21 protein-coding genes and 2 tRNA genes are annotated in these 19,883 nt (G+C 32.6%); 10 read left to right on the top strand and 13 right to left on the bottom strand.

The features are described 5' to 3' along the window. Window positions 1–164 precede the first annotated feature (164 nt). Window positions 165–677: a hypothetical protein gene (locus tag QLQ96_RS08800; protein WP_482496321.1), complete on the top strand. Its 513-nt coding sequence runs from the start codon at window positions 165–167 to the stop codon at window positions 675–677. A 130-nt stretch (window positions 678–807) separates the two neighbouring features. On the opposite strand, the gene QLQ96_RS08795 is transcribed toward QLQ96_RS08800, so the two are convergent. From QLQ96_RS08795 to rlmN, 4 genes are all read right to left on the bottom strand, one after another. Then, window positions 808–2,724 (bottom strand): DUF2207 domain-containing protein, encoded by a 1,917-nt coding sequence (locus tag QLQ96_RS08795; RefSeq protein ID WP_482496320.1) that lies wholly within the window; start codon window positions 2,722–2,724, stop codon window positions 808–810. Window positions 2,725–2,736: 12 nt separating this feature from the next. After that, a complete protein-coding gene (locus QLQ96_RS08790; protein ID WP_482496319.1) occupies window positions 2,737–3,288 on the bottom strand; it encodes a LemA family protein in 552 nt (183 codons plus the stop codon). A gap of 58 nt (window positions 3,289–3,346) precedes the next feature. Then, complete coding sequence (locus QLQ96_RS08785) at window positions 3,347–4,324, bottom strand: polyprenyl synthetase family protein (protein WP_482496318.1); 978 nt, start codon at window positions 4,322–4,324, stop codon at window positions 3,347–3,349. Between the two features lie 454 nt (window positions 4,325–4,778). Beyond that, entirely contained in the window at window positions 4,779–5,822 is a 1,044-nt protein-coding gene (rlmN, locus tag QLQ96_RS08780) for a dual-specificity RNA methyltransferase RlmN (RefSeq protein WP_482496317.1), read from the bottom strand. 372 nt (window positions 5,823–6,194) lie between these two features. Between rlmN and QLQ96_RS08775 the strand changes: the two genes are divergently transcribed. The 7 genes from QLQ96_RS08775 (at window position 6,195) to QLQ96_RS08745 (ending at window position 11,743) form a co-directional block, all read left to right on the top strand. Continuing rightward, entirely contained in the window at window positions 6,195–6,755 is a 561-nt protein-coding gene (locus QLQ96_RS08775; protein ID WP_482496316.1) for a YceI family protein, read from the top strand. Window positions 6,756–7,046: 291 nt separating this feature from the next. Then, window positions 7,047–7,616 carry a YceI family protein gene (locus QLQ96_RS08770; RefSeq protein ID WP_482496315.1) on the top strand — a complete coding sequence of 190 codons (570 nt, stop codon included), beginning with the start codon at window positions 7,047–7,049 and terminating at the stop codon, window positions 7,614–7,616. A gap of 3 nt (window positions 7,617–7,619) precedes the next feature. After that, entirely contained in the window at window positions 7,620–9,068 is a 1,449-nt protein-coding gene (locus tag QLQ96_RS08765; protein WP_482496314.1) for a hypothetical protein, read from the top strand. An 11-nt stretch (window positions 9,069–9,079) separates the two neighbouring features. Further along, window positions 9,080–9,631, top strand: coding sequence for a hypothetical protein (locus QLQ96_RS08760; RefSeq protein WP_482496313.1), 552 nt, complete (start codon window positions 9,080–9,082; stop codon window positions 9,629–9,631). Between the two features lie 176 nt (window positions 9,632–9,807). After that, the gene (locus QLQ96_RS08755; RefSeq protein ID WP_482496312.1) at window positions 9,808–10,206 is read left to right on the top strand and encodes a hypothetical protein; all 399 of its coding nucleotides are present in this window, start codon (window positions 9,808–9,810) and stop codon (window positions 10,204–10,206) included. Window positions 10,207–10,316: 110 nt separating this feature from the next. Next, entirely contained in the window at window positions 10,317–10,958 is a 642-nt protein-coding gene (locus tag QLQ96_RS08750; RefSeq protein WP_482496311.1) for an O-methyltransferase, read from the top strand. 65 nt (window positions 10,959–11,023) lie between these two features. Continuing rightward, window positions 11,024–11,743 (top strand): phytanoyl-CoA dioxygenase family protein, encoded by a 720-nt coding sequence (locus QLQ96_RS08745; protein ID WP_482496310.1) that lies wholly within the window; start codon window positions 11,024–11,026, stop codon window positions 11,741–11,743. 220 nt (window positions 11,744–11,963) lie between these two features. Here the strand turns inward: QLQ96_RS08745 and QLQ96_RS08740 are convergent, their stop codons facing one another. The 7 genes from QLQ96_RS08740 to QLQ96_RS08710 form a co-directional block, all read right to left on the bottom strand. Beyond that, window positions 11,964–12,527: a phosphatase PAP2 family protein gene (locus tag QLQ96_RS08740; RefSeq protein WP_482496309.1), complete on the bottom strand. Its 564-nt coding sequence runs from the start codon at window positions 12,525–12,527 to the stop codon at window positions 11,964–11,966. A 1-nt stretch (window position 12,528) separates the two neighbouring features. Further along, window positions 12,529–12,876, bottom strand: a complete 348-nt coding sequence (locus tag QLQ96_RS08735) for a Sec-independent protein translocase subunit TatA/TatB (protein WP_008467194.1) — start codon at window positions 12,874–12,876, stop codon at window positions 12,529–12,531. 151 nt (window positions 12,877–13,027) lie between these two features. Beyond that, entirely contained in the window at window positions 13,028–15,271 is a 2,244-nt protein-coding gene (locus QLQ96_RS08730) for a M1 family metallopeptidase (protein ID WP_482496308.1), read from the bottom strand. A gap of 66 nt (window positions 15,272–15,337) precedes the next feature. Then, complete coding sequence (locus QLQ96_RS08725; RefSeq protein ID WP_482496307.1) at window positions 15,338–15,844, bottom strand: DUF6702 family protein; 507 nt, start codon at window positions 15,842–15,844, stop codon at window positions 15,338–15,340. Continuing rightward, a complete protein-coding gene (gene bamP / locus QLQ96_RS08720; RefSeq protein ID WP_482496306.1) occupies window positions 15,841–16,596 on the bottom strand; it encodes a BamP family beta-barrel-assembly machinery protein in 756 nt (251 codons plus the stop codon). Before bamP ends, QLQ96_RS08725 begins: the two co-directional genes overlap by 4 nt. Continuing rightward, window positions 16,586–17,239, bottom strand: a complete 654-nt coding sequence (locus tag QLQ96_RS08715) for a carboxypeptidase-like regulatory domain-containing protein (protein ID WP_482496305.1) — start codon at window positions 17,237–17,239, stop codon at window positions 16,586–16,588. The genes bamP and QLQ96_RS08715 overlap by 11 nt, the downstream gene beginning before the upstream one ends. 61 nt (window positions 17,240–17,300) lie before the next feature. After that, the gene (locus tag QLQ96_RS08710) at window positions 17,301–18,068 is read right to left on the bottom strand and encodes a peptidase associated/transthyretin-like domain-containing protein (protein ID WP_482496304.1); all 768 of its coding nucleotides are present in this window, start codon (window positions 18,066–18,068) and stop codon (window positions 17,301–17,303) included. 153 nt (window positions 18,069–18,221) lie between these two features. On the opposite strand from QLQ96_RS08710, the gene pepE reads away from it, so the two are divergent. Continuing rightward, the gene (gene pepE, locus QLQ96_RS08705) at window positions 18,222–18,929 is read left to right on the top strand and encodes a dipeptidase PepE (protein ID WP_482496303.1); all 708 of its coding nucleotides are present in this window, start codon (window positions 18,222–18,224) and stop codon (window positions 18,927–18,929) included. 138 nt (window positions 18,930–19,067) lie between these two features. On the opposite strand, the gene QLQ96_RS08700 is transcribed toward pepE, so the two are convergent. Together QLQ96_RS08700 and QLQ96_RS08695 are read right to left on the bottom strand one after the other, a co-directional pair. After that, a tRNA-Gly gene (locus QLQ96_RS08700) sits at window positions 19,068–19,140 on the bottom strand. Between the two features lie 97 nt (window positions 19,141–19,237). Beyond that, window positions 19,238–19,310: transfer RNA gene (locus QLQ96_RS08695), tRNA-Gly, on the bottom strand. Window positions 19,311–19,444: 134 nt separating this feature from the next. Between QLQ96_RS08695 and QLQ96_RS08690 the strand changes: the two genes are divergently transcribed. Next, complete coding sequence (locus QLQ96_RS08690) at window positions 19,445–19,882, top strand: GNAT family N-acetyltransferase (protein WP_482496302.1); 438 nt, start codon at window positions 19,445–19,447, stop codon at window positions 19,880–19,882. Window position 19,883 lies beyond the last annotated feature (1 nt).

The raw sequence follows: 19,883 nt of genomic DNA, 5'->3' as shown, positions 1-19,883 counted from the left end.
CGAATCTTGATTTTATCTAATGTAAACTTAAGAAACTCTGACAAAATCGGTGTACAAGCATTTATTTTCTCTGCTGATTATTAAAATAAAAACTTAATTATTTGTTAAAAAGATTATATTTATAACCTCAAGTTCCCAAAACAAACTCATAATCTTAATTTAAAATGAAAAACTTAAAAGACAAAATTGGAGGAATAATAATCCTTATTGTAGCAATTGCATGCTGTAAACAATGTACATCTGAGTACATTAAAGGCGGTGACAATAAAGCTATTTCTAACTATGAAAAAATGATTTTTGACAATTCTACAGCAGAAGCGCAATTGTATCCTGAATACAAAGAAACTACGGTTAAAATTGCTGGATTGCCTATGAAAACTTATGATTTCAGATATCATTTTGAAGTTAACGGAAACAAATATGAAGGAGAGCATACGTTTACCTCTAAATTGCCAACATCAAATGCATTAAAGGTTTATTATTTAAAAGATGATCCAAACTTTAATATTGAGGATCCGAAAGCAAAATTAGAAGCAGAAAAAGAAAAAAACACTTCAAACAGTAGTTTATACTGGGCAATTGGATGGGGTATATTTGCCTTATTAATGCTTCTGGGAATTATTGATGAATTTAAGAAAAAAGACAAACCAGAACCTGAAGTACAAACTGCAGAGTAATTTGCTACATTATTATATGGATAAAGCCTCTTTTAAATCTAAAAGAGGCTTTATTATTTCTAATCAAAATCCAACTACTGGAAGTTCTCTGTATGCAAATTTCCTTTAAATAATAGCTTCGGAACTGGTTTTACCAACCTCCGCCTCCGCCACCTCCGCCACCTCCGCCGGAACTGCCGCCACCAGAGCTGCCGCTGCTCCAACTACCACTGCTTCCTGATGAAGAACTTGATGAAGAGCTCGATGATCTAGGGGGAGTTGGATCGGTTCCTGCTGAACTTACAGAATTTCCAAAACCAGATAAAAATAGTGTTGGCTGCTTGTAAAAAGTATCGGTTCCTTGATACCAATCTGGATTAAATTTTGCGAGTTCTAAAATTTCTTCAAATTGTTTTCCCCATTTTATTTCGACTCCCAATGCAATTGCGTACGGAAGTAATTTTTCAAATAATTGAGGTGTCAGCTCAGGCGGATTCAACATATTCATTCTGTCTTTCTCCGCAGTTTCGAGATATAACTTAAATCCTTCTAATCGATTAAATTCTTCCGCTCCTTTTTCTGTAAATTTCCCCAATGTCATTACGTAGATGATATACATTAAAAAAACGACACCAATTATTATAATTTCTATTGCGCCTAAAAAAGGAATTGTCATTAAAAATATTCCGATTGCCAGTGAATAAATAAAGAAAGCTAAAACGAATCTTAAAATCTGCAAACCAACTCTCTTTTCTCCTTCTGAAAACCAATAGGTTAATCCTGCCACAGCACAAATTAATACTGTATAAAAACCATGATTTACGAATCCTTTATCTTTGGACAATATCTCATAAATCAATCCTCCAATTACAAAAATCACAAAACCAATCCACTTTAGTCGCGTATTGTTTTGGTAAATTTCCTCTAAATCAATTTGATCTTTTATCGCCGTAGTCCATTTAGAATAAGCTTTCTCAAAAATCCTATAGTTAGAATCCTGCACTTTTATTTTTGCTTTTTTAGAAAAACTATCTACTATAGCTGATTCTTCAGAACTTAAATATTTCGATTCTTTTTCTAAAACTTCAATTTCGTATTTGTTTTCTTTTACAAAAATGCCGCTTTCTATGGTAGAACAAATTTTGATAGCGCCTTTTACTGCACTATTTATAATTGAGGCCATATGTATTTTTGAATTGAGCTTTCTATGATAAACATACCCTACAAGTGCAGGAGACCAATCAAAAGGAGGCAAAAATTCGGGTATCACTGTTTGAACGGGATCTTTTCCATGTTCTCTCCAACTAAAAAAGAAAAAAAGAAACATTCCAGTTACAAAAACAACAGACCAGAAATAGGTTTTTATTAGTTTATAAAAAAAACTTGATTTTTGAACATGAGCTGAGGGATCAACAATTCCTTTAGAAAATGAAGCCGCGACTGTTAACCCTTCATTTGCTTTAAGTTGGAGTGCCGAAAAACTAACAATTGTTTTACTGTCATTTAAGGAACTAATACAATTTGAATCAGAAGACCCTTGACTACCGGTATAACAATGTAAGTTTTCAAATTTATTCTCTTCAGATGGGAGATAAATTTGGCAGGTTGCTTTATCAATAGGAAAATTCCAGCCATTTCCAGTTACATTCCAATACAGTTCATCATAATTGTCAAAAGAGCCAATCTGAAACGGAACGTTATAACTGATCTGGTATTTATATGTTCCGTTTTCTAATTCAACGGCTGCGCTTCCAATGTAAACTTTCCAATAATCTTCATCTTCTTCTGTAAAATAATCTTCGGTATATCCGTCTTTTTTAATGGAGTTTATCGAATATTTCACATCGATATCATTCCCGTCTTTATCTTTTCGGGTTAATGGAAAAGTTCTTAAAAGTCCGTGTTTAAAAACATTTCCTTCTGCTTTTATCGTAATATTTTCGATAACCTGAATGGTTCCTGATTTTTCGATTTGAACTTTAACGTCAAAATCTAAAATTCGCTCCTGCGCCTGAATCTGATAAAATAAAACAGAAAATAATACTAAAAATATATTTTTTAGTTGCATATAATTAAGGAATTAAAACTGAACTTTTGGTGTTTCTCTTTGATTTTGCTCTTCTAATTCGAGGTAATCTTTTTTCGAAAAACCAAAGATTCCAGCAATCAGATTACCTGGAAAAGATTCAACTGCAATATTATATTCTCTTACTGTCCCGTTATAATATCTTTTTGAGCGTTCTATTTCAGTTTCTATTTCTCCTAAATCTGACTGGAGATTTAAAAAATTAGTATTTGCTTTTAGGTCAGGATAGTTTTCTGCCAATGCGAAAACTGATCCCACAGCATTATTAAGCCGTTGATCCAGTTTTAATTTTTCGTCTGAATTATTAGTGTTCAAAGCCTGATTTCGAAGGTTTACAATAGACATGAGCGTTTCCTTTTCATGTTCCATATACCCTTTTACAGTTTCTAAAAGATTCGGAATTAGATCGAATCGCTTTTTTAAGATAATGTCGATGCCGCTAAAAGCTTCTTCTACACGATTTCTTTTGGAAACAAAACCGTTGTAAAGCACAATAATGAAAATAATGATAAGTAGAAAAGAAACTGTAATAATTAAGGTAGTCATAGTTTAGAATTAAATTCGGAGTCCAAATTTAACAATAAAAATATTAATAAATCAAGAATTATTTCTTTCTTTCAATAACATAATTCACCATCAAAGTCAAAGCGTCTTTGTATTCTGAATCGTCAAAATTTTGAAGTAATGCAAGTGCTTCCTGCTGGAATTCTACCATTTTGTTTTCGGCGTAAGCCAAACCATTATTATTTTTCACAAAGGCAATCACTTCTTTTACGCGTTTTTTGTCTTTGTTGTGGTTTTTGATAGAATTTATCAGCCACTTTTTTTCTTGTGGAGTGCAAGTATTTAAAACATGAATTAAAGGCAAAGTCATTTTTTGCTCTTTAATATCTATTCCAGTTGGTTTTCCGATCGCTTCGTCGCTATAATCAAATAAATCATCTTTGATTTGAAAAGCCATTCCGATCAATTCGCCGAATTTGCGCATGTTTTCTACCTTAGCATCATCTTCGATTACGGCTTTCGCGCCAAGCGCACAACACGCTGCAATAAGAGTTGCGGTTTTTTTTCTGATGATTTCGTAGTAAACGTCTTCGGTAATATCAAGTCTTCTTGCTTTTTCTATTTGAAGCAATTCGCCTTCGCTCATTTCGCGAACAGCTACGGAAATAATTCTCAACAAATCGAAATCGCCATTATCAATAGAAAGCAATAAACCTTTAGACAATAAATAATCTCCAACCAAAACGGCGATTTTATTTTTCCAAAGCGCATTGATTGAGAAAAATCCGCGACGGCGATTACTATCATCTACAACATCATCGTGTACTAAAGTTGCCGTGTGAATTAATTCAATTACTGAAGCTCCGCGATAGGTTCTTTCGTTCACAGTACCGCCTGAAACCATTTTTGCAGTAAGAAAAACAAACATCGGACGCATTTGTTTTCCTTTGCGGTTTACAATATAATATGTGATTCGATTTAGTAATGCAACCTTAGAAGTCATCGACTCATGGAACTTTTTTTCGAAAAGTTCCATCTCGTTAAAAATAGGCTGCTTTATTTGTGACGTAATATTCATTTAATCACCAAATATACTATTTTAAATAAAAATACGTTGTGTATTTTAGGTTAGGATTTAAATAATTTATGCCTTTAACTGAAAAAAAATGCAAAAAAGCATTAATAAAAACCCTTTTTGCCTAACAAAAAAGCATTAAGAACATGAAAATCTTGTTCTTAATGCTTTTTTATTAACTAAATCACTCTGCACTGAAAGTGCAGAGGTTTGTTTGACGAGAGACTGAAAGTCTCTCAATTTCGAAAACTTATTAGCAATGATAAAAAAACTCAAAGATTTTATTTTTTCGCATTACTAAAGTACTGCAATAAATTGCAGGGTTTTAAACCCGAATCTGAGACCAATTAAATCAGATGTTCCGCTGGAACATTTTATAAATACATTCCATTTTTTTCCTACCGATGAAATGCTTCTAGCGAAGCAAATCTGGTGATGAGAACTTCAGTAGTATATTTTATGCTTCTTTGTTCGCTAGTTGTCCGCAAGCGGCGTCGATGTCTTTTCCTCGACTTCTTCTCACTTTTACTACTATTCCAATATTTTCAAGCGCTTTTATGTAAGCCATAATTGATTCTTCTGAAGCTTGTTGGAATTCGCCGTCATCAATTGGGTTGTATTCAATTAAATTGACTTTGCATGGTACATATTTACAGAATTTAACTAAAGCATCAACCGAAGCTTTATCATCATTAATTCCTTTCCAAACTACATATTCGTAAGAGATTTTACTTTTCGTTTTTCTATACCAATATTCTAAAGCTTCTCGCAAATCTTTTAAAGGGAAATTTTTACTAAAAGGCATAATGCGCGCACGAGTCTCATCTATAGCCGAATGCAAAGAAACTGCGAGTTTAAACTTAACATCATCATCTGCCATTTTTTTAATAATTTTCGGAATTCCTGAAGTCGAAACCATGATTCGTTTTGGAGACATTCCTAAACCTTCCTCTGAAGTAATCATGTCGATTGCTTTAATGACATTATTATAGTTCATTAAAGGTTCTCCCATTCCCATAAAAACGATATTTGAAAGCGGATGATTGTAATACAAACGGCTTTCTTTATCGATAGCCAAAACCTGGTCGTAAATTTCTCCTGGTTCCAGATTACGCATTCTCTTTAATCTTGCTGTCGCACAGAAATTACAATCTAAACTACAGCCAACTTGACTAGAAACACAAGCAGTAGTTCTGGTATCTGTAGGAATCAAAACAGATTCAACCACAAGTCCATCATGAAGCCTCACTGCATTTTTTACTGTTCCGTCGCTACTTTTCTGCATTGTATCAACCTTAATATGATTGATTACAAAATTATTTTCAAGCATAGACCTTGTGGCTTTTGCCACATTTGTCATGTCTTCAAAACTATGAGCGCCTTTGCTCCATAACCATTCATAAACCTGATTTCCGCGAAAAGCTTTATCGCCATTTTCAACAAAAAAATCGCGAAGCTGATCTTTTGATAAGGCTCGTATGTCTTTTTTCTCCATTTGCATGCTGCAAAGTTAATTTATTTCCAGTGTTTTCTAAAACTTAAAACACTTTACAGCTTTTTTTCTTGATTTCTTCCGAAAAAAATGGGCTCAAAAAAACAATACTCCGTGTTTCAATTAAAGACACACAACAAACTATCAAGCAATTACTTACGCTTCAAATTATTTTACTCAAAGATACAATCACGGCATTAATAAGGCTTCGCTGTCTTTACAATAAGAATTTAATAAAACTTTAGCCATGATTTTTATCATTCCTTTTTATTCGCGCGCGCGATAATTTTGGTCTAAGAAATACGGATAGCTTTTGATTCTTTAACCACTAATTGAATTTTTAATCTTCCTTATTTGAATGACTAACCTATACTTATCAACATGAAAGCAATTCAATCATTTTTACTAACAGTAATTTTCACAACAATGGCATTACAGGCAAATGCACAAAAAAATTATATCGTAGCTGCAAACTCAACTTTTGAAGTAGCAGGAACTTCTACAGTACACGACTGGGTAATGAAATCTACAGAAGGAACAGGCATGGCCAATTTAATCATTAAGGATTCTAAAATTTCTAGCATAAATAGCTTAAGAGTTTCATTATTGGCAGAAAGTTTAAAAAGCTACAAAACTAGTATGGACCAAGTGGCTTATGAAGCTTTAGATACCGAAACTCATAAACATATTGAATACGTTTTAAAATCTGCTGAAAAAATTGACGAGAACACTTGGAACCTAACTGGAGTTTACACCATTGCAGGTGTAAGCAAAGAATATAAAACTCAGGTAAAAGTAACTGCCAATAAAGGAAGTATTATTCTGCAAGGTTCTAACCAAATTACTTTTGGAGATTTTGAAATGACACCTCCTAAAGCTGCTCTTGGGGTTGTAAGAGCTGGAAAAGATTTAACTCTAATCTTCAATATCATTTTAAGCTAAAAAAATTCTATCTAATGTTAAAAATAACATTCTTTTAAAATTTTCTCATATTCAAGCAAGTGTTAAAATTATCAATTTAATAAAATTCAATCCCCAGTTTACTGATTTTGCAAAAAATGAAAACGTTGTAGTTATTAAATACCAATTTAATAAAATTTTAACAATGATTTTTATCATGTACCAAGCTGGTTTATAAGTAGATCTTTGATACAAGTTAAAAGTAAACAATAAATACTTAGAGATAGAATTGGCCGAGTTTATCTATTTTTTTTAATCAAAATCACAATTAAAATGAAACCTAATAAAATTAAATTATTCGCCCTTGTGTTTGCAATTTTTGGAATTACGTCACTTGCGACAGCACAAAAATCATACACTTTAGATAACAAATCAACTTTTTCTGTAGCAGGTACATCTACGCTTCATGACTGGGAAATGAAATCAGCGTCTGGAACGGGAACTGCCTCATTGAACATCGCTAATGGAAAGCTAACTGATATTGAAACTTTGACAATTACTCTTTTAGCGGAAAGCGTAAAAAGCGAGAAAAAAAGCATGGATAAAGTGGCTTATGAGACTTTAAAAACAGATAAAAACAAACAAATTAAATATGTTTTGAAATCTGCTGAAAAAGTAAACGAAACGACTTGGGAATTAACTGGAACTTATACCATTGCCGGAGTTAGCAAAGCTTACAAAACTTCTGTAAAAACAACGGTTACAAAAGACGGATTAAACCTTCAAGGGTCTAATAAAATCACTTTTGCAGACTTCGGAATGAAATCTCCAACAGCAATGCTTGGAACCATAAAAACAGGTCAGGACCTAACTATAAAATTTAATTTAACCTTTAATTTATAAGCCATGAAGAAGATTTATATCCTACTTATTACAGTAATTAGCACATTTACAGTTCAGGCACAAGTTAGCTTTGGAAATATGCAAAACCAAATCTCTCGAGGAAAAGACGGTATCAACGTTTTCGATGTTCAAAAAGATGATAGAGAATTTAAAGGTTTAAGCATTGACCTTGGTGGAGCTTTCAACATGGATTTTCAAGCAACAAATTCATTCAACGACCAAGCTGCTAATTCTACTACCACAATGACTAATGCAGGTACAACAACTGTTAGAACAATTACTGGATATCGTTTAATGAATACTGAAAACAATTTTACTCTTCCTGGAGCTGATATGTATATTGGTGCTCAATTGTTTGACGGAGTAAGAGTAAATTTAGATATTTATTTAGCTTCTAGACACCACAATGATTCTTATGTGAAAGGTGGATACTTGCAAATCGACAAGTTAGACTTCATCAAAAAAGATTTCTTGGCTGATGTAATGAAATATGCTACAATTAAAATTGGACAAATGGAAAACAATTTTGGTGATGCCCACTTCAGAGGATCTGATAATGGTAATACAATCAGAAACGCATTTGTTGGAAACAACATCATGTATTCTTTCACTACAGAAATGGGTATGGAGGTTTACTACAACAGAAGCGGATGGGTAAGCATGTTAGGTGTTACAAATGGTAATTTAAATCAAAGTAATGAAGAAGTTTTTTACACTACTGGACCAAACACTAACACAACACATAGTCCTTCAGTCTTAGCTAAATTTGGTTATGATAAACAGCTTAATGACGATTTAAGAGTACGATTAACTGGTTCTTATTACCATAATGCAAATCTTGGTAACGCAAACATATATTCTGCTAATAGATCAGGATTTGGTTACTGGGGCATATTGAATAATAACCCTTATAAAAATACTATCACTAAGACCGATGCTAACGGCAATGTTACTACAACTACTACTGATGTAGCTACTAGTTTCAGTAAAACATCTACTCCAGAGGCAACGTTCAACCCTAATTTCAAAAATTGGGCTACAACATACATGATTAACCCTTTTGTAAAATATAAAGGACTTGAATTCTTTGGAACTATCGAATTAGCTTCAGGAGGAGATAAAGCTGGCACAGACGACAAACGTACTGCTAATCAATATGCTTCAGAACTTATTTACAGATTTGGAGGAACCGAACAATTCTATATTGGAGGAAAATACAATACAGTATCTGGAAAATTATCTAATGCTGATGCTAAAAAGGTTACCGTAGATAAATTTGAAGCAAGCGCTGGTTGGTTTATGACCAAAAACATTTTAGCTAAATTAAACTACGTTAATCAAAAATATAAAGATTATTCACAATTTGTAGGGGATCCTGCTACTGGTAATGTAAACAACTTCTACGGTGGTAAATTTGAAGGTTTAGTATTCGAAGCAACAATTGCTTTCTAATATAAGAAAAAATGAAAACAAGATTTTCAATATTAATTATGGGTTTAGTAGTTTTCTTTTTCTTAGGAAGTGCTAAACCCACTTTTTTTGCAGAAGATACGGCTGTGGTAATAAATAAAATAAAAATAGAAATCACAGGACTATCAACTGTTGGCAAATACAATTGCTCTAATACCTTTCCTATAAAAGATACTGTCTTTGTAAATTCAGTTAAAAAAAACACGTTTAATACCGAAATCAAAATGTCAAACTTTGATTGTGGCAATAAAGTAATGACCAAAGATTTACAAGGAACCGTAAAGGCTAAAAAATTTCCTAACAGCACTGTTTCTATTAGTGACATAAAACCTGTTGGAAAAAATTACAAATGCAGACTAAACTTTTACATCACCGATAAAACACTTAAATACAAAGATTTCATCTTATATAATACTGACGAAAAAATTCAAGGAACTCTAAGTTTAAAATTCTCTGATATTGAATTAGAAGCTCCCGTAAAGATGGCGGGATTAATTAAAGTTAAAGACGATATTGTAATTAATTTCAGCTTATATAAAAACTAATTTTCCGCATTAAAAAAAATAAACAGCAAGAACACAAAAATCAAAATTTGGCACAAGAATTGTTTTGCTCTCAAAAGAAAACATAACCTTACAAAGAGCTCAATCATTTTAAAATTTGTAACTTTATTTTTCAGCCATTTAACCTTTAAGTTTTATCAACCTAAAAAAATTAAATTATGAAAAAACAGATTTTGAGTTTAGCTGTAATTGCTTTATTAGCATTCGCTGTTCAATCATGTGAGAAAAAAGAGAACAAAACTGCAGAAGACGAATTAACTCTTGGAAACAAAGTGGATACGCTTACTTCTGATATCGAAGAAGTAAAAGACACCGTGGTAAACAAAGCGGAAAATGTTGCTGCAAAAGCAAAAGATGCTACAGAAAATGCGGCTAACGATGTAAAAGATGCAACTAAAAAAGCTGCAAATGACGTTGAAAATGCAGCTAAAAAAACAGCAACTGACGTGAAAGACGCAACTAAAAAAGGAGCAGAAAAAGTAGAAAATGCTGCCAAAGCTGCTAAAGACGGAACTGTAAAAACTGCTAAAGATGTAGATGCAGCTTTGAAAAAATAAATTTCATCTAAATCTAAACAGAAACCATTCGCAAAACGAATGGTTTTTTTATGCCCAATACTAAGGGTATATTTTTGTATTTTTGTAGCTAAATTACAAGATACTACAACATGCATTTTATATCTCAAGAATTAGAAGATTATATTGAACAGCATTCTGAAAAAGAACCAGAATTGTTGGCAAAACTCAATAAAGAAACTTACCAAAAAATACTTTTACCAAGAATGCTAAGCGGTCATTTTCAAGGTCGCGTTTTAAGTATGCTCTCTAAATTGATTCGTCCTGTAAATATTCTTGAAATAGGAACTTATACAGGTTATGCAGCTTTGTGTTTATGCGAAGGAATGCAAGAAAATGGGCAATTACATACTATTGATATTAAAGAAGAATTGGTCGATTTTCAGCGAAAATATTTTGATATGTCTCCTTGGGGAAAACAAATTTTTCAGCATTTAGGAGAAGCCGTAAACATTATTCCCGATTTAAACCTAAAATTTGATTTGGTTTTTATTGATGCCGACAAAGAAAATTACTTAAACTACTGGGAAATGATTGTTCCAAAAATGAATAAAGGCGGTATTATTTTATCTGATAATGTTCTATGGAGCGGAAAAATCCTTGATCCAGTTCACCCAAACGATGTGAGTACAAAAGTACTTTTAGAATACAATCAATTATTAAAAGACGACCCAAGAGTTGAAACGGTTTTATTGCCAATTCGTGATGGATTGACGGTTTCTAGAGTATTATAGATTTTTGAGATTCTAAGTTGCTAAGGCGCTAAGATTTTAAGTTTTTCTTTTTAAAAGCAATTAAAATGATTCATTCAAATCAGATTGATACTGAAGGTTTTTCAATTATAAATAATGTTTTTACAGAAACTGAAATTGAAAATATAATTTCGTTGATTGAAAACAAAACTACAGATAATCAAGAACATGCGACTTTCAGAAAGTCTCAAGATTTATTTGCGATTAGGCAATTTCATAAAGAAATTCCAGAAACTCTTCCTTTTGTTTTTAATAAAAATCTGCAGGAAATTATAAAATCTACTTTTGGAGAAGGATTTTTCATAACGAAGTCAATTTATTTTGATAAACCAGAAAAATCGAATTGGTTTGTGGCTTATCATCAGGATTTAACGATTTCTGTTGATCGAAAAGCTGAAATAGAAAATTTCGAAAATTGGACAGTAAAACAAAATCAATTTGCAGTTCAACCTCCAACAGAAATATTAGAGAATAATTTCACTATCAGAATTCATATTGACAAAACTACTAAAGACAATGGTGCTTTAAAAGTGATCAATAACTCGCATTCAAAAGGAATTTTGAGAATTGAGAACCTTGATTTTGAAACTGAAAAAGAAACAATTTGTGAAATCGAAAAAGGTGGCATCATGATTATGAAACCTTTATTATTTCATGCATCAAATAAAACCACAAATAACGAACGCAGAAGAGTAATCCATATTGAATTTAGCAGACAGCAACTCCCAAATGGTTTAGAATGGAGCGAAAAAACAATTCTGAATTAGTTTTTTTAAAGATGCGAAGGTTCTGAGATACTAAGATTCTAAGTTTTTTGAATTGAATTAAAGTATATTTTGAGTTGCCTTCAGCTTTAGCTGAAGGTTATTAAAAGCTTAAAAAGAAAAGGCTTTAGCGAAATACATTTGTATTTTGACTAAAGCCTTTTAGTATTATAAAGGAAAAACTTAGAATCTTAGTATCTCAGAACCTTAGCATCTTTAAAATTTACCCTGGAAAATACTGCGGTTTCAGTTTACGATACACCAAATAAAGAAGTGATCCGAAAATTGCTCCGAAGAAATATCCAGCAAGAATATCGCCTGGAAAATGCAATCCTAAATAAATTCGGCTGTAAGCAAAAATTAAAGGCCAAAGGAATAAAAATCCTAAATATTTAAAGTGGCGTTTTAAAACTAAGAACAAGAATGTTGCCACCGCCATAGTATTTGCCGCATGCCCAGAGAAAAAACTAAAAGATTTTCTAACCTGAACCACCCTAATAATTGAGTTAACCTCAGGATCATTACAAGGGCGCAAACGCTGAAAAGTGTGTTTGAATAAGTTACAAGTCTGATCTGTAAAAGCAATCAGAATGGCTATAAAAAGCAATAAATACAAGGTTTGTTTTCCTCCTATTTTTTTATAAATAAAATAGAATACAAGTAAGAAAAATGGCGTCCAATACAATTGATTGGTAATAATAAGCCATAATTTATCGTATGTTTCAGAACCTAATCCGTTAAGAAAGATTAAAAGATCTTTATCTAATTCCTTTATTTTTTCAAGCATATTACATTTGGCGTTTTATAGGTCCAGAAAGAGTATCAATGTCTTCTTTTACTTTTTCAATTTCAGTTGCAGTATCTCCTAAAAGATTTCCTGTATCTCCAAGTAAATTAGATTTTGCATTATTAATTTCTGCATTAATATTTCCTGTAATATCATTCAAAGACTTAGAATCAAGACCATTAGCCTCTGCCCCTTTCTGAATTTCACTTTTAATATCATTAGTTGCATTTTTTAATTGAGCCATAGCTTTCCCCATTGTACGAGCGATTTCTGGCACTTTATCAGAACCAAAAAGCATTAGCACTATAAACAGTATGAAAACTAGTTCTCCTCCTCCTATACCAAACATAACTTTTATTTTTGTTGTCGCAAAGATATTAAACTTTTCAGCTTAGAGTTTTAAAATTAACTTAAAAAGTCCTTTAAAATACATTTCCTAAAAAGAAAAAGTCCATCAAGCTTTTAAACCTGATGAACTTTTCATTCTATCTTTATTTTATTTAGTCAAATTTTGACTTTGTTTCTACTTTTGGCCAAGAGTTGTTTGTCACATCAATATCTGCCGTTAGCAATTGTGGGTCAATTTGAATGCTTTTAATTGCTTTAGTTGTAGCGTAAACTTTTTTAGCGGTTTCATTACTTTTTCTCCAGATTTGCGCTGGGTATTTGTAATTGTCTTTAGATCCGTCTTCGTAAGTAATCTCCACTAAAATAGGCATAATCATTCCGCCTGGTTTATTAAATTCTACTTCGTAGAAATATTTAGGAGATTTAATAGAAGCTTTTTCTTCAGCAGTGAAAGTCTGATCTACATAATCAGCCAAAGGTTTGAAATCTTCTACTTTTAAAGCTTTTTTCTTAGAACTGTTAACTTCTGCATTATCTCCAGCAACTAAGTAAACAAAAGGTCCTTTATCATATCCAAAACGTCCTTTTCTTACTTTAACATCTTTAATATCTGCAGTTGGAGTATCTGAAACGTAGTATTGTTTTACCTCTTTAATTCCGATATCTACGAAATCTGTTGAGTAGAACCAACCTCTAAAAAACCAATCTAAATCTACTGCAGAAGCATCTTCCATTGTTCTAAAGAAATCTTCTGGAGTCGGGTGCTTAAATTTCCATCTGTTTGCATACGTTCTGAATGCGTGATCGAATAATTCTCTTCCCATAACTACTTCTCTTAGAATATTAAGACCTGTAGCTGGTTTTCCATAAGCGTTATTTCCAAATTGATGAATTGTCTCAGAGTTTGACATAATTGGCTCTAAGAACTTTTGATCACCACTCATATAAGGAACAATATTTTTTGCAGGCCCTCTTCTTGAAGGGAAATTTGGATCTAATTCTTGCTCTGCTAGATATTCTAAAAATGAATTCAAACCTTCATCCATCCAAGTCCATTGGCGCTCATCTGAATTCACAATCATAGGGAAGAAAGTGTGCCCAACTTCGTGGATAACAACACCAATCATACCGTTTTTAACTTCTTTGCTTGTCACTCCGTTTTCGTCAGGACGACCAAAATTCCAACAAATCATTGGATATTCCATACCTTGATCTTCAGCTGAAACAGAAACTGCTTTCGGATAAGGATAATCAAAAGTATGTGCAGAATAGCTTTTTAAAGTATGTGCTACAACCATTGTAGAAGTTTCTCCCCAAAGTGGATTTGCTTCTTTCGGATAAACAGATTCTGCCATAACAGTTCTATTTCCAATTTTCACTGCCATTGCATCGTAAATGAATTTTCTAGAAGAAGCAATTCCGAAATCACGAACATTTTTAGCACTGAATTTCCAAGTTTTTTTCTTTTCAGAGAAACCTTTTTCTGCTGCTTCTGCTTCTGCCTGAGTTACAATAACAACAGGTTTCTCAAATGATTTTTGAGCTTGCTCATATCTTTTTACTTGTTCAGCAGTAAATACTTCGCTTCTATTTGTTAATTCTCCTGTCGCATCGATAACATGATCTGCAGGAACTGTAATGTTTACGTCAAAGTTTCCGAAAGGAAGAGCAAACTCTCCGCTTCCCCAGAATTGCATATTTTGCCATCCTTCAACATCGTTGTAAACTGCCATTCTTGGGTAGAATTGTGCAATTACATATAATTTATTTCCGTCTTTCTCGAATAATTCATATCCAGAACGGCCGCCTTCTTTTCTGTAGTTATTGATATTGTACCACCATTTGATTGAAAAAGAAATTTTTTCTCCAGGCTTTAATGGTGAAGTCAAATTAATACGCATCATTGTTTCATTGATCGTATAAGACAATTCGCTTCCTTTAGCATCCTTAACTTGTTCAATATTAAAACCGCGCTCCAAATCTTTTTTCAAATATTTAGAAGAAAAACCATCCAATGGAAGAACTTGACTAATCTTATCACTTTCTGCCAATGTACTCTGCGTATTAGCTTTTGCCTGATTTTGATCTAGCTGTATCCATAAATATTCCAGACTGTCTGGCGAATTATTTGTGTAGGTAATAGTTTCAGATCCGCTTAATTTTGAATTTTTATCATCCAATTCAATATCAATTTTGTAATCTGCTTGCTGTTGGTAATAAGCTGGTCCTGGAGCTCCAGAAGCAGTACGAAACATATTTGGCGTCGCCAGCAAGTCATACATTTGGCTAAACTTATTAGTATCGTACTTTCCTTGTTGTTTAGCAGGTGCGGTTGTTGCTTTATCCTGTGCCACTAACATTGCAGGAAAAAGTAATAATAATGAAAGTTTTTTCATAAAAATTTAATGGTAATTTCTTTAGGCTGTGAAAATAGTAATTAAAACATTAATTTTATCCATACATTAATATTTTAACAATTCTTTCCTTGAAGATTCTGTAAAAAGAACACTTCTTTTAGTATCAAATGCTGAAATATGTGTAATGTTTTGCTGTTCTGAATTCCAATCTACCAAAATTGCGTTTGAAATCTCAATGGTTTTGAATTTATCTACATCTTTAATTCTTGAATAACAAACCAAAACATCATCAGCTTCTACTTCTTTCGATAAAAAAGTTATGGCTTTCGACTGCCCATTTACTTTAATTAAAAAGTGTTCTGATAAATATTTTTTTAATAATTCAACATCTGCCGGGGTTTCATTGCTTGTACCAACAAACGTTTTTTTGTGATACTTTTTCTCCATTGCATTATTCAAATCATCAATAAAAATGCGGGAAGTAATTTGCAGCATCTTCTTTTCGGCAGCATAATTTACTTGAAAAACACCCACATAAAATTTATGAAAAGCAAATGCTGAAGACAATACAAAGAAAATTCCCAGCAAAGGATAAACTAACTCTTTTTTCATTTTTGAGCAGCCTCAGCTTTCTTAAATTCTTTATTCTTATTGATCATAAAGTCCATTAACTGGAATTTCTGATCTGGATCTACTAATTGTTTAGAATGCGGATCGTTTGAGCAGTACATCAGGAAAAGCTCAATTTCGTCGTCTTTAAGATTAAGCGTTTTAGAATAAAAATCTTTTGTAAAATTGTCCTTAGCATATTCTACAAAAGCAATATCTGTAACTTCTTCCTCTCTTACCTCGTCTTTTTTACTCAAAAGTTTTTTGACATCTTTAAAGATTCGAACAAAATCGGTTCCGTATTTTATAGTCTGATCCGACATCATTGCATTATTTTTCGCAACAGATTGTTTGTCGTCTTCAAACTGCGTGTCTACATATTTCTGAGAACCACCTTGTAAAGATTTCACTTTTAAATCTTTATGAACAACAACTTCTTTAAGCTGATTGTTAACCAAATCCAATTTTACTTTTAAAAGAATCTGAGCACAATCTTGCTCAGTTAAAACTATTTTTTTTGATTGAAATGTCAGGCCAGAGAATAGCAAAGTGTCTTTTGGCTGTGCAGCAATATCAAACAAACCGCCAGCGCCAATAAAGGTTCTAACATTAGCATTGACATTCATCACATAACCACTTTCTATGGCTAAAAAATCATTTATAACCTGACCGTGTAATGGTTTCCTAAAACCGTTTTGCCCTAATATAATTTGACAAAATAAGCATACAACGAGTACTCCTAATTTATTTTTCATTTTCGAGAATTGTTAGATATTTTCTTGCTAGATCTGTGATTAAAAACATACTCATTGTTTTGTTCTTAGTATTCAAAGATACAGCAAATTCAGCATCATCTACACAAAATAATTGAAATCCTTTTATATAATCTACAGGTATTCTCAATCGTTCTGTGTAATAATTCTCGTCGAAAAGATATTCTAGTTTTCTAAAAAGAGCTTCCTTTTTCTCTACATTCACTTCTTTTTTCAGCATCGCTGTTCGTCCCGAAATTTTATTCAACAGCTTGTCAATCGATGTTGAAGTAGCTGTATAAACCTTTCGCTCTGCAGGCGTATATTTTTTTTGCCCGTATGGAATTATTCCTAAATTTTCAGCCGTTATATTGGCGTTTTCATTTACAACAACTTCTTTTAATTCCACTTCTTTAGCAGTCATTTTCACAACTAAAGAATTTACAGCCAGATCTTCTGCTGATATTCGACGATTAACGGGGTCTAAGTTTACAGCAGAAAAAACCAAAACATCTCCTTCTCTTACAGCAATAGAAAAATTACCGTCAGAATCTGAAACCGTAGCAACTTGTGTGGCATTATTAATAATATTTACTCCTTCCACAAAAGTTGACTGTTCCTGGACTTTCCCCATCAATAGCTTCATATCAGTTTTTTGCCCAAAACCAATCTGAACAAAAAAAAGAAAAACAAAAATTGATATAATTCTACTTACCCTCACCAGCAATCATTTCTTTATATTTTACAGCCAATTCTCCTAAAAGAAATTCTGTAGAAGTCTTATTTTTAGAATTCAAAATCACAGTAAACTTCTCATTCTCTACAGCATAATACTCAAAACCCTTTACGTAATCTGCCGGAATTTTTAATCGGTCGATAAAATGTTCCAGACTAAACATATTTTCCAAAAGTCTCATGAAAAATTCTTTTTTCTCTACCGCAACTTCTTTCTTAAGCATCGCTGTTCTTCCTGAGAAAAAATTCAACAAAGGATCTGCCGAAATAGAACCTCCTGCCATTGAACCTCCATTTGCTGTTGCGTTTAATGCCGTGGCTGTTTGTAATTTACGTTCTGCTGCAGTATATTTTTTTTGCCCCATCGGAATCACACCCAAACTTTCGGCATTAATATTATCATACCGTCTTATCACAACTTCCTGCAATTGGTACATGACCATAGTAAGATTGACGATAAAATTAAGATTTGAAAAATCTTCTTGTTTCAGCATAACTCTTTTTTCTTTGAAGCTTATCGAAGAAAATACCAGAACATCATCTGCTTTTGCTGAAATCGAAAAAGATCCCGATGCATTTGTTGAGACCGTTTCTTCTGTTTGCGCATTGATTACATAAACACCTTCTAGATCAGAGGTATTCGAAACCACTTTAGCATTAAAAACAGATCGATCCTGACTTTGAGACCAGCATGCTTGACCCGCCACAACAATTAAAAAACAAGTAATTTTCTGAAACAAAATGAAATAATTTAAAAATATTCTTAAAACGGTAAAAATATCTCAAGTCGTTCCAAATTTAATATTAATGACATGGTAAAAATATGTTAATTAAAAACTCAACGAAAACAGAGTTTTAATACCTTTAACAAACAAATTTTGAGTTTAAAAATCATGAAAAGCGTTATCATTGCAAGCACCTCTACTTTGCACGGAGGCAACTACTTAGAATATCTTTTACCTACTTTAAAAACACATTTTAAAAACTGTAAAACAATCTTATTTATTCCGTATGCGCGACCTGGCGGAATTTCGCATGACGAGTATACCAAAAAAGCGGCAGAGGCTTTTGCAACAATTAATATTGATGTTAAAGGAATTCATGAATTTGAAAATGCACAAGATGCACTAAAAAATGCTGAAGGAATTTTTACAGGCGGAGGGAATACTTTTTTATTGGTTACTCAGCTTTACAAAAACAATGTTATGCAATTACTTTCTGAAACTGTGAAAAATGGCACTCCTTATCTTGGGTCAAGTGCAGGAAGCAATATTTGCGGATTATCTATGCAAACTACAAACGATATGCCTATTATCTATCCTCCAAGTTTTCAAACTTTAGGATTAATTCCGTTCAATTTAAATCCGCATTATTTAGATGCCGATTTGCAATCTAAACACATGGGAGAAACTCGCGAAACAAGAATAAAAGAATTTCACGCATTCAATTCTATTCCGGTTTTAGGTTTGAGAGAAGGAAGCTGGCTGGAAGTTAAAGGTCAAAAAATTACTTTAAAAGGAGACCTGTCTGCTCGTTTGTTCAAACAAAACGAAATTCCGACGGAGTTAGAAACAGAAAGCGACTTAAGTAATCTGAAGTAATTTTTGAACCATATAAGTGATATAAGTTCATTTTAAAAGCTAAAATTAAAAAACTTACAATTTCTTATATCACTTATATGGCTTAAAAAACGAATAAAAACAAAAAAGCCTCAAACACAATGTTTGAGGCTTTTGAAGAGCGAAAGACGAGGCTCGAACTCGCGACAACCAGCTTGGAAGGCTGGAGCTCTACCAACTGAGCTACTTTCGCATTAACCGGGTGCAAATTTAAAAATTTTAATTTTAAAAACAAATAAAAATCAAAAATTTTATTTTCACAAAAACAAAACTAAAAAGTTTGTTTTTAGAGCGAAAGACGAGGCTCGAACTCGCGACAACCAGCTTGGAAGGCTGGAGCTCTACCAACTGAGCTACTTTCGCATTGGTTCGGCAAAGATAGAAAGAAAGTTCAGTTAAAAACAAGCTTTTCGGCAAAAAAAATTAATAAAAAACAACATTTTTTTATAACTGATTTAAAATTAAAAAGTTATAAATGCAATATTTTTAAAAAAATTATGATCACAATTAGAGAAATTACGTCAAAAGAAACTTATACTGTTCGCCAACCTGTTTTAAGAAAAGGAAAACCTATAGAAAGTTGCGTATTTGAAGGCGATGATTTAGAGTCTACTCATCACTTTGGTTTATTTGATGGAGAAGAATTAATAGGAATTATTTCGTTATTTGATAAAATCAATACTATATTTGCCGAAAAAAATCAAGCCCAAATTCGAGGGATGGCTGTTTTAGACACCCATCAAAAAAAGGGATTTGGAGAAGCTTTGGTTAAACATTGCGAAACCTACTGCAATGATAATCAAGTTGATTTGATTTGGTTTAATGCCAGAATAGCCGCTGTAGGCTTTTATAAAAAAATGAATTACCAGCCCCAAGGTGAAGCATTTGATATTAAAGATGTTGGCGAACATTATTTGATGTTTAAAAATTTATAAT

The sequence above is a fragment of the Flavobacterium sp. B167r genome (genome assembly GCF_056824315.1).
This window is presented reverse-complemented; position numbering and strand designations above follow the sequence as displayed.

Bases quoted from the DNA above. Each gene is read 5' to 3' on its own strand.
- rlmN (WP_482496317.1), bottom strand. From the start codon at position 5,822: ATGCAAATGGAGAAAAAAGACATACGAGCCTTATCAAAAGATCAGCTT.
- QLQ96_RS08750 (WP_482496311.1), top strand. From the start codon at position 10,317: ATGCATTTTATATCTCAAGAATTAGAAGATTATATTGAACAGCATTCT.
- QLQ96_RS08745 (WP_482496310.1), top strand. From the start codon at position 11,024: ATGATTCATTCAAATCAGATTGATACTGAAGGTTTTTCAATTATAAAT.
- QLQ96_RS08730 (WP_482496308.1), bottom strand. From the start codon at position 15,271: ATGAAAAAACTTTCATTATTATTACTTTTTCCTGCAATGTTAGTGGCA.
- QLQ96_RS08765 (WP_482496314.1), top strand. From the start codon at position 7,620: ATGAAGAAGATTTATATCCTACTTATTACAGTAATTAGCACATTTACA.
- QLQ96_RS08770 (WP_482496315.1), top strand. From the start codon at position 7,047: ATGAAACCTAATAAAATTAAATTATTCGCCCTTGTGTTTGCAATTTTT.
- QLQ96_RS08690 (WP_482496302.1), top strand. From the start codon at position 19,445: ATGATCACAATTAGAGAAATTACGTCAAAAGAAACTTATACTGTTCGC.
- QLQ96_RS08785 (WP_482496318.1), bottom strand. From the start codon at position 4,324: ATGAATATTACGTCACAAATAAAGCAGCCTATTTTTAACGAGATGGAA.
- pepE (WP_482496303.1), top strand. From the start codon at position 18,222: ATGAAAAGCGTTATCATTGCAAGCACCTCTACTTTGCACGGAGGCAAC.
- QLQ96_RS08760 (WP_482496313.1), top strand. From the start codon at position 9,080: ATGAAAACAAGATTTTCAATATTAATTATGGGTTTAGTAGTTTTCTTT.
- QLQ96_RS08725 (WP_482496307.1), bottom strand. From the start codon at position 15,844: ATGAAAAAAGAGTTAGTTTATCCTTTGCTGGGAATTTTCTTTGTATTG.
- QLQ96_RS08755 (WP_482496312.1), top strand. From the start codon at position 9,808: ATGAAAAAACAGATTTTGAGTTTAGCTGTAATTGCTTTATTAGCATTC.
- QLQ96_RS08775 (WP_482496316.1), top strand. From the start codon at position 6,195: ATGAAAGCAATTCAATCATTTTTACTAACAGTAATTTTCACAACAATG.
- QLQ96_RS08800 (WP_482496321.1), top strand. From the start codon at position 165: ATGAAAAACTTAAAAGACAAAATTGGAGGAATAATAATCCTTATTGTA.
- QLQ96_RS08795 (WP_482496320.1), bottom strand. From the start codon at position 2,724: ATGCAACTAAAAAATATATTTTTAGTATTATTTTCTGTTTTATTTTAT.
- QLQ96_RS08740 (WP_482496309.1), bottom strand. From the start codon at position 12,527: ATGCTTGAAAAAATAAAGGAATTAGATAAAGATCTTTTAATCTTTCTT.
- QLQ96_RS08790 (WP_482496319.1), bottom strand. From the start codon at position 3,288: ATGACTACCTTAATTATTACAGTTTCTTTTCTACTTATCATTATTTTC.
- bamP (WP_482496306.1), bottom strand. From the start codon at position 16,596: ATGAAAAATAAATTAGGAGTACTCGTTGTATGCTTATTTTGTCAAATT.
- QLQ96_RS08735 (WP_008467194.1), bottom strand. From the start codon at position 12,876: ATGTTTGGTATAGGAGGAGGAGAACTAGTTTTCATACTGTTTATAGTG.
- QLQ96_RS08715 (WP_482496305.1), bottom strand. From the start codon at position 17,239: ATGAAGCTATTGATGGGGAAAGTCCAGGAACAGTCAACTTTTGTGGAA.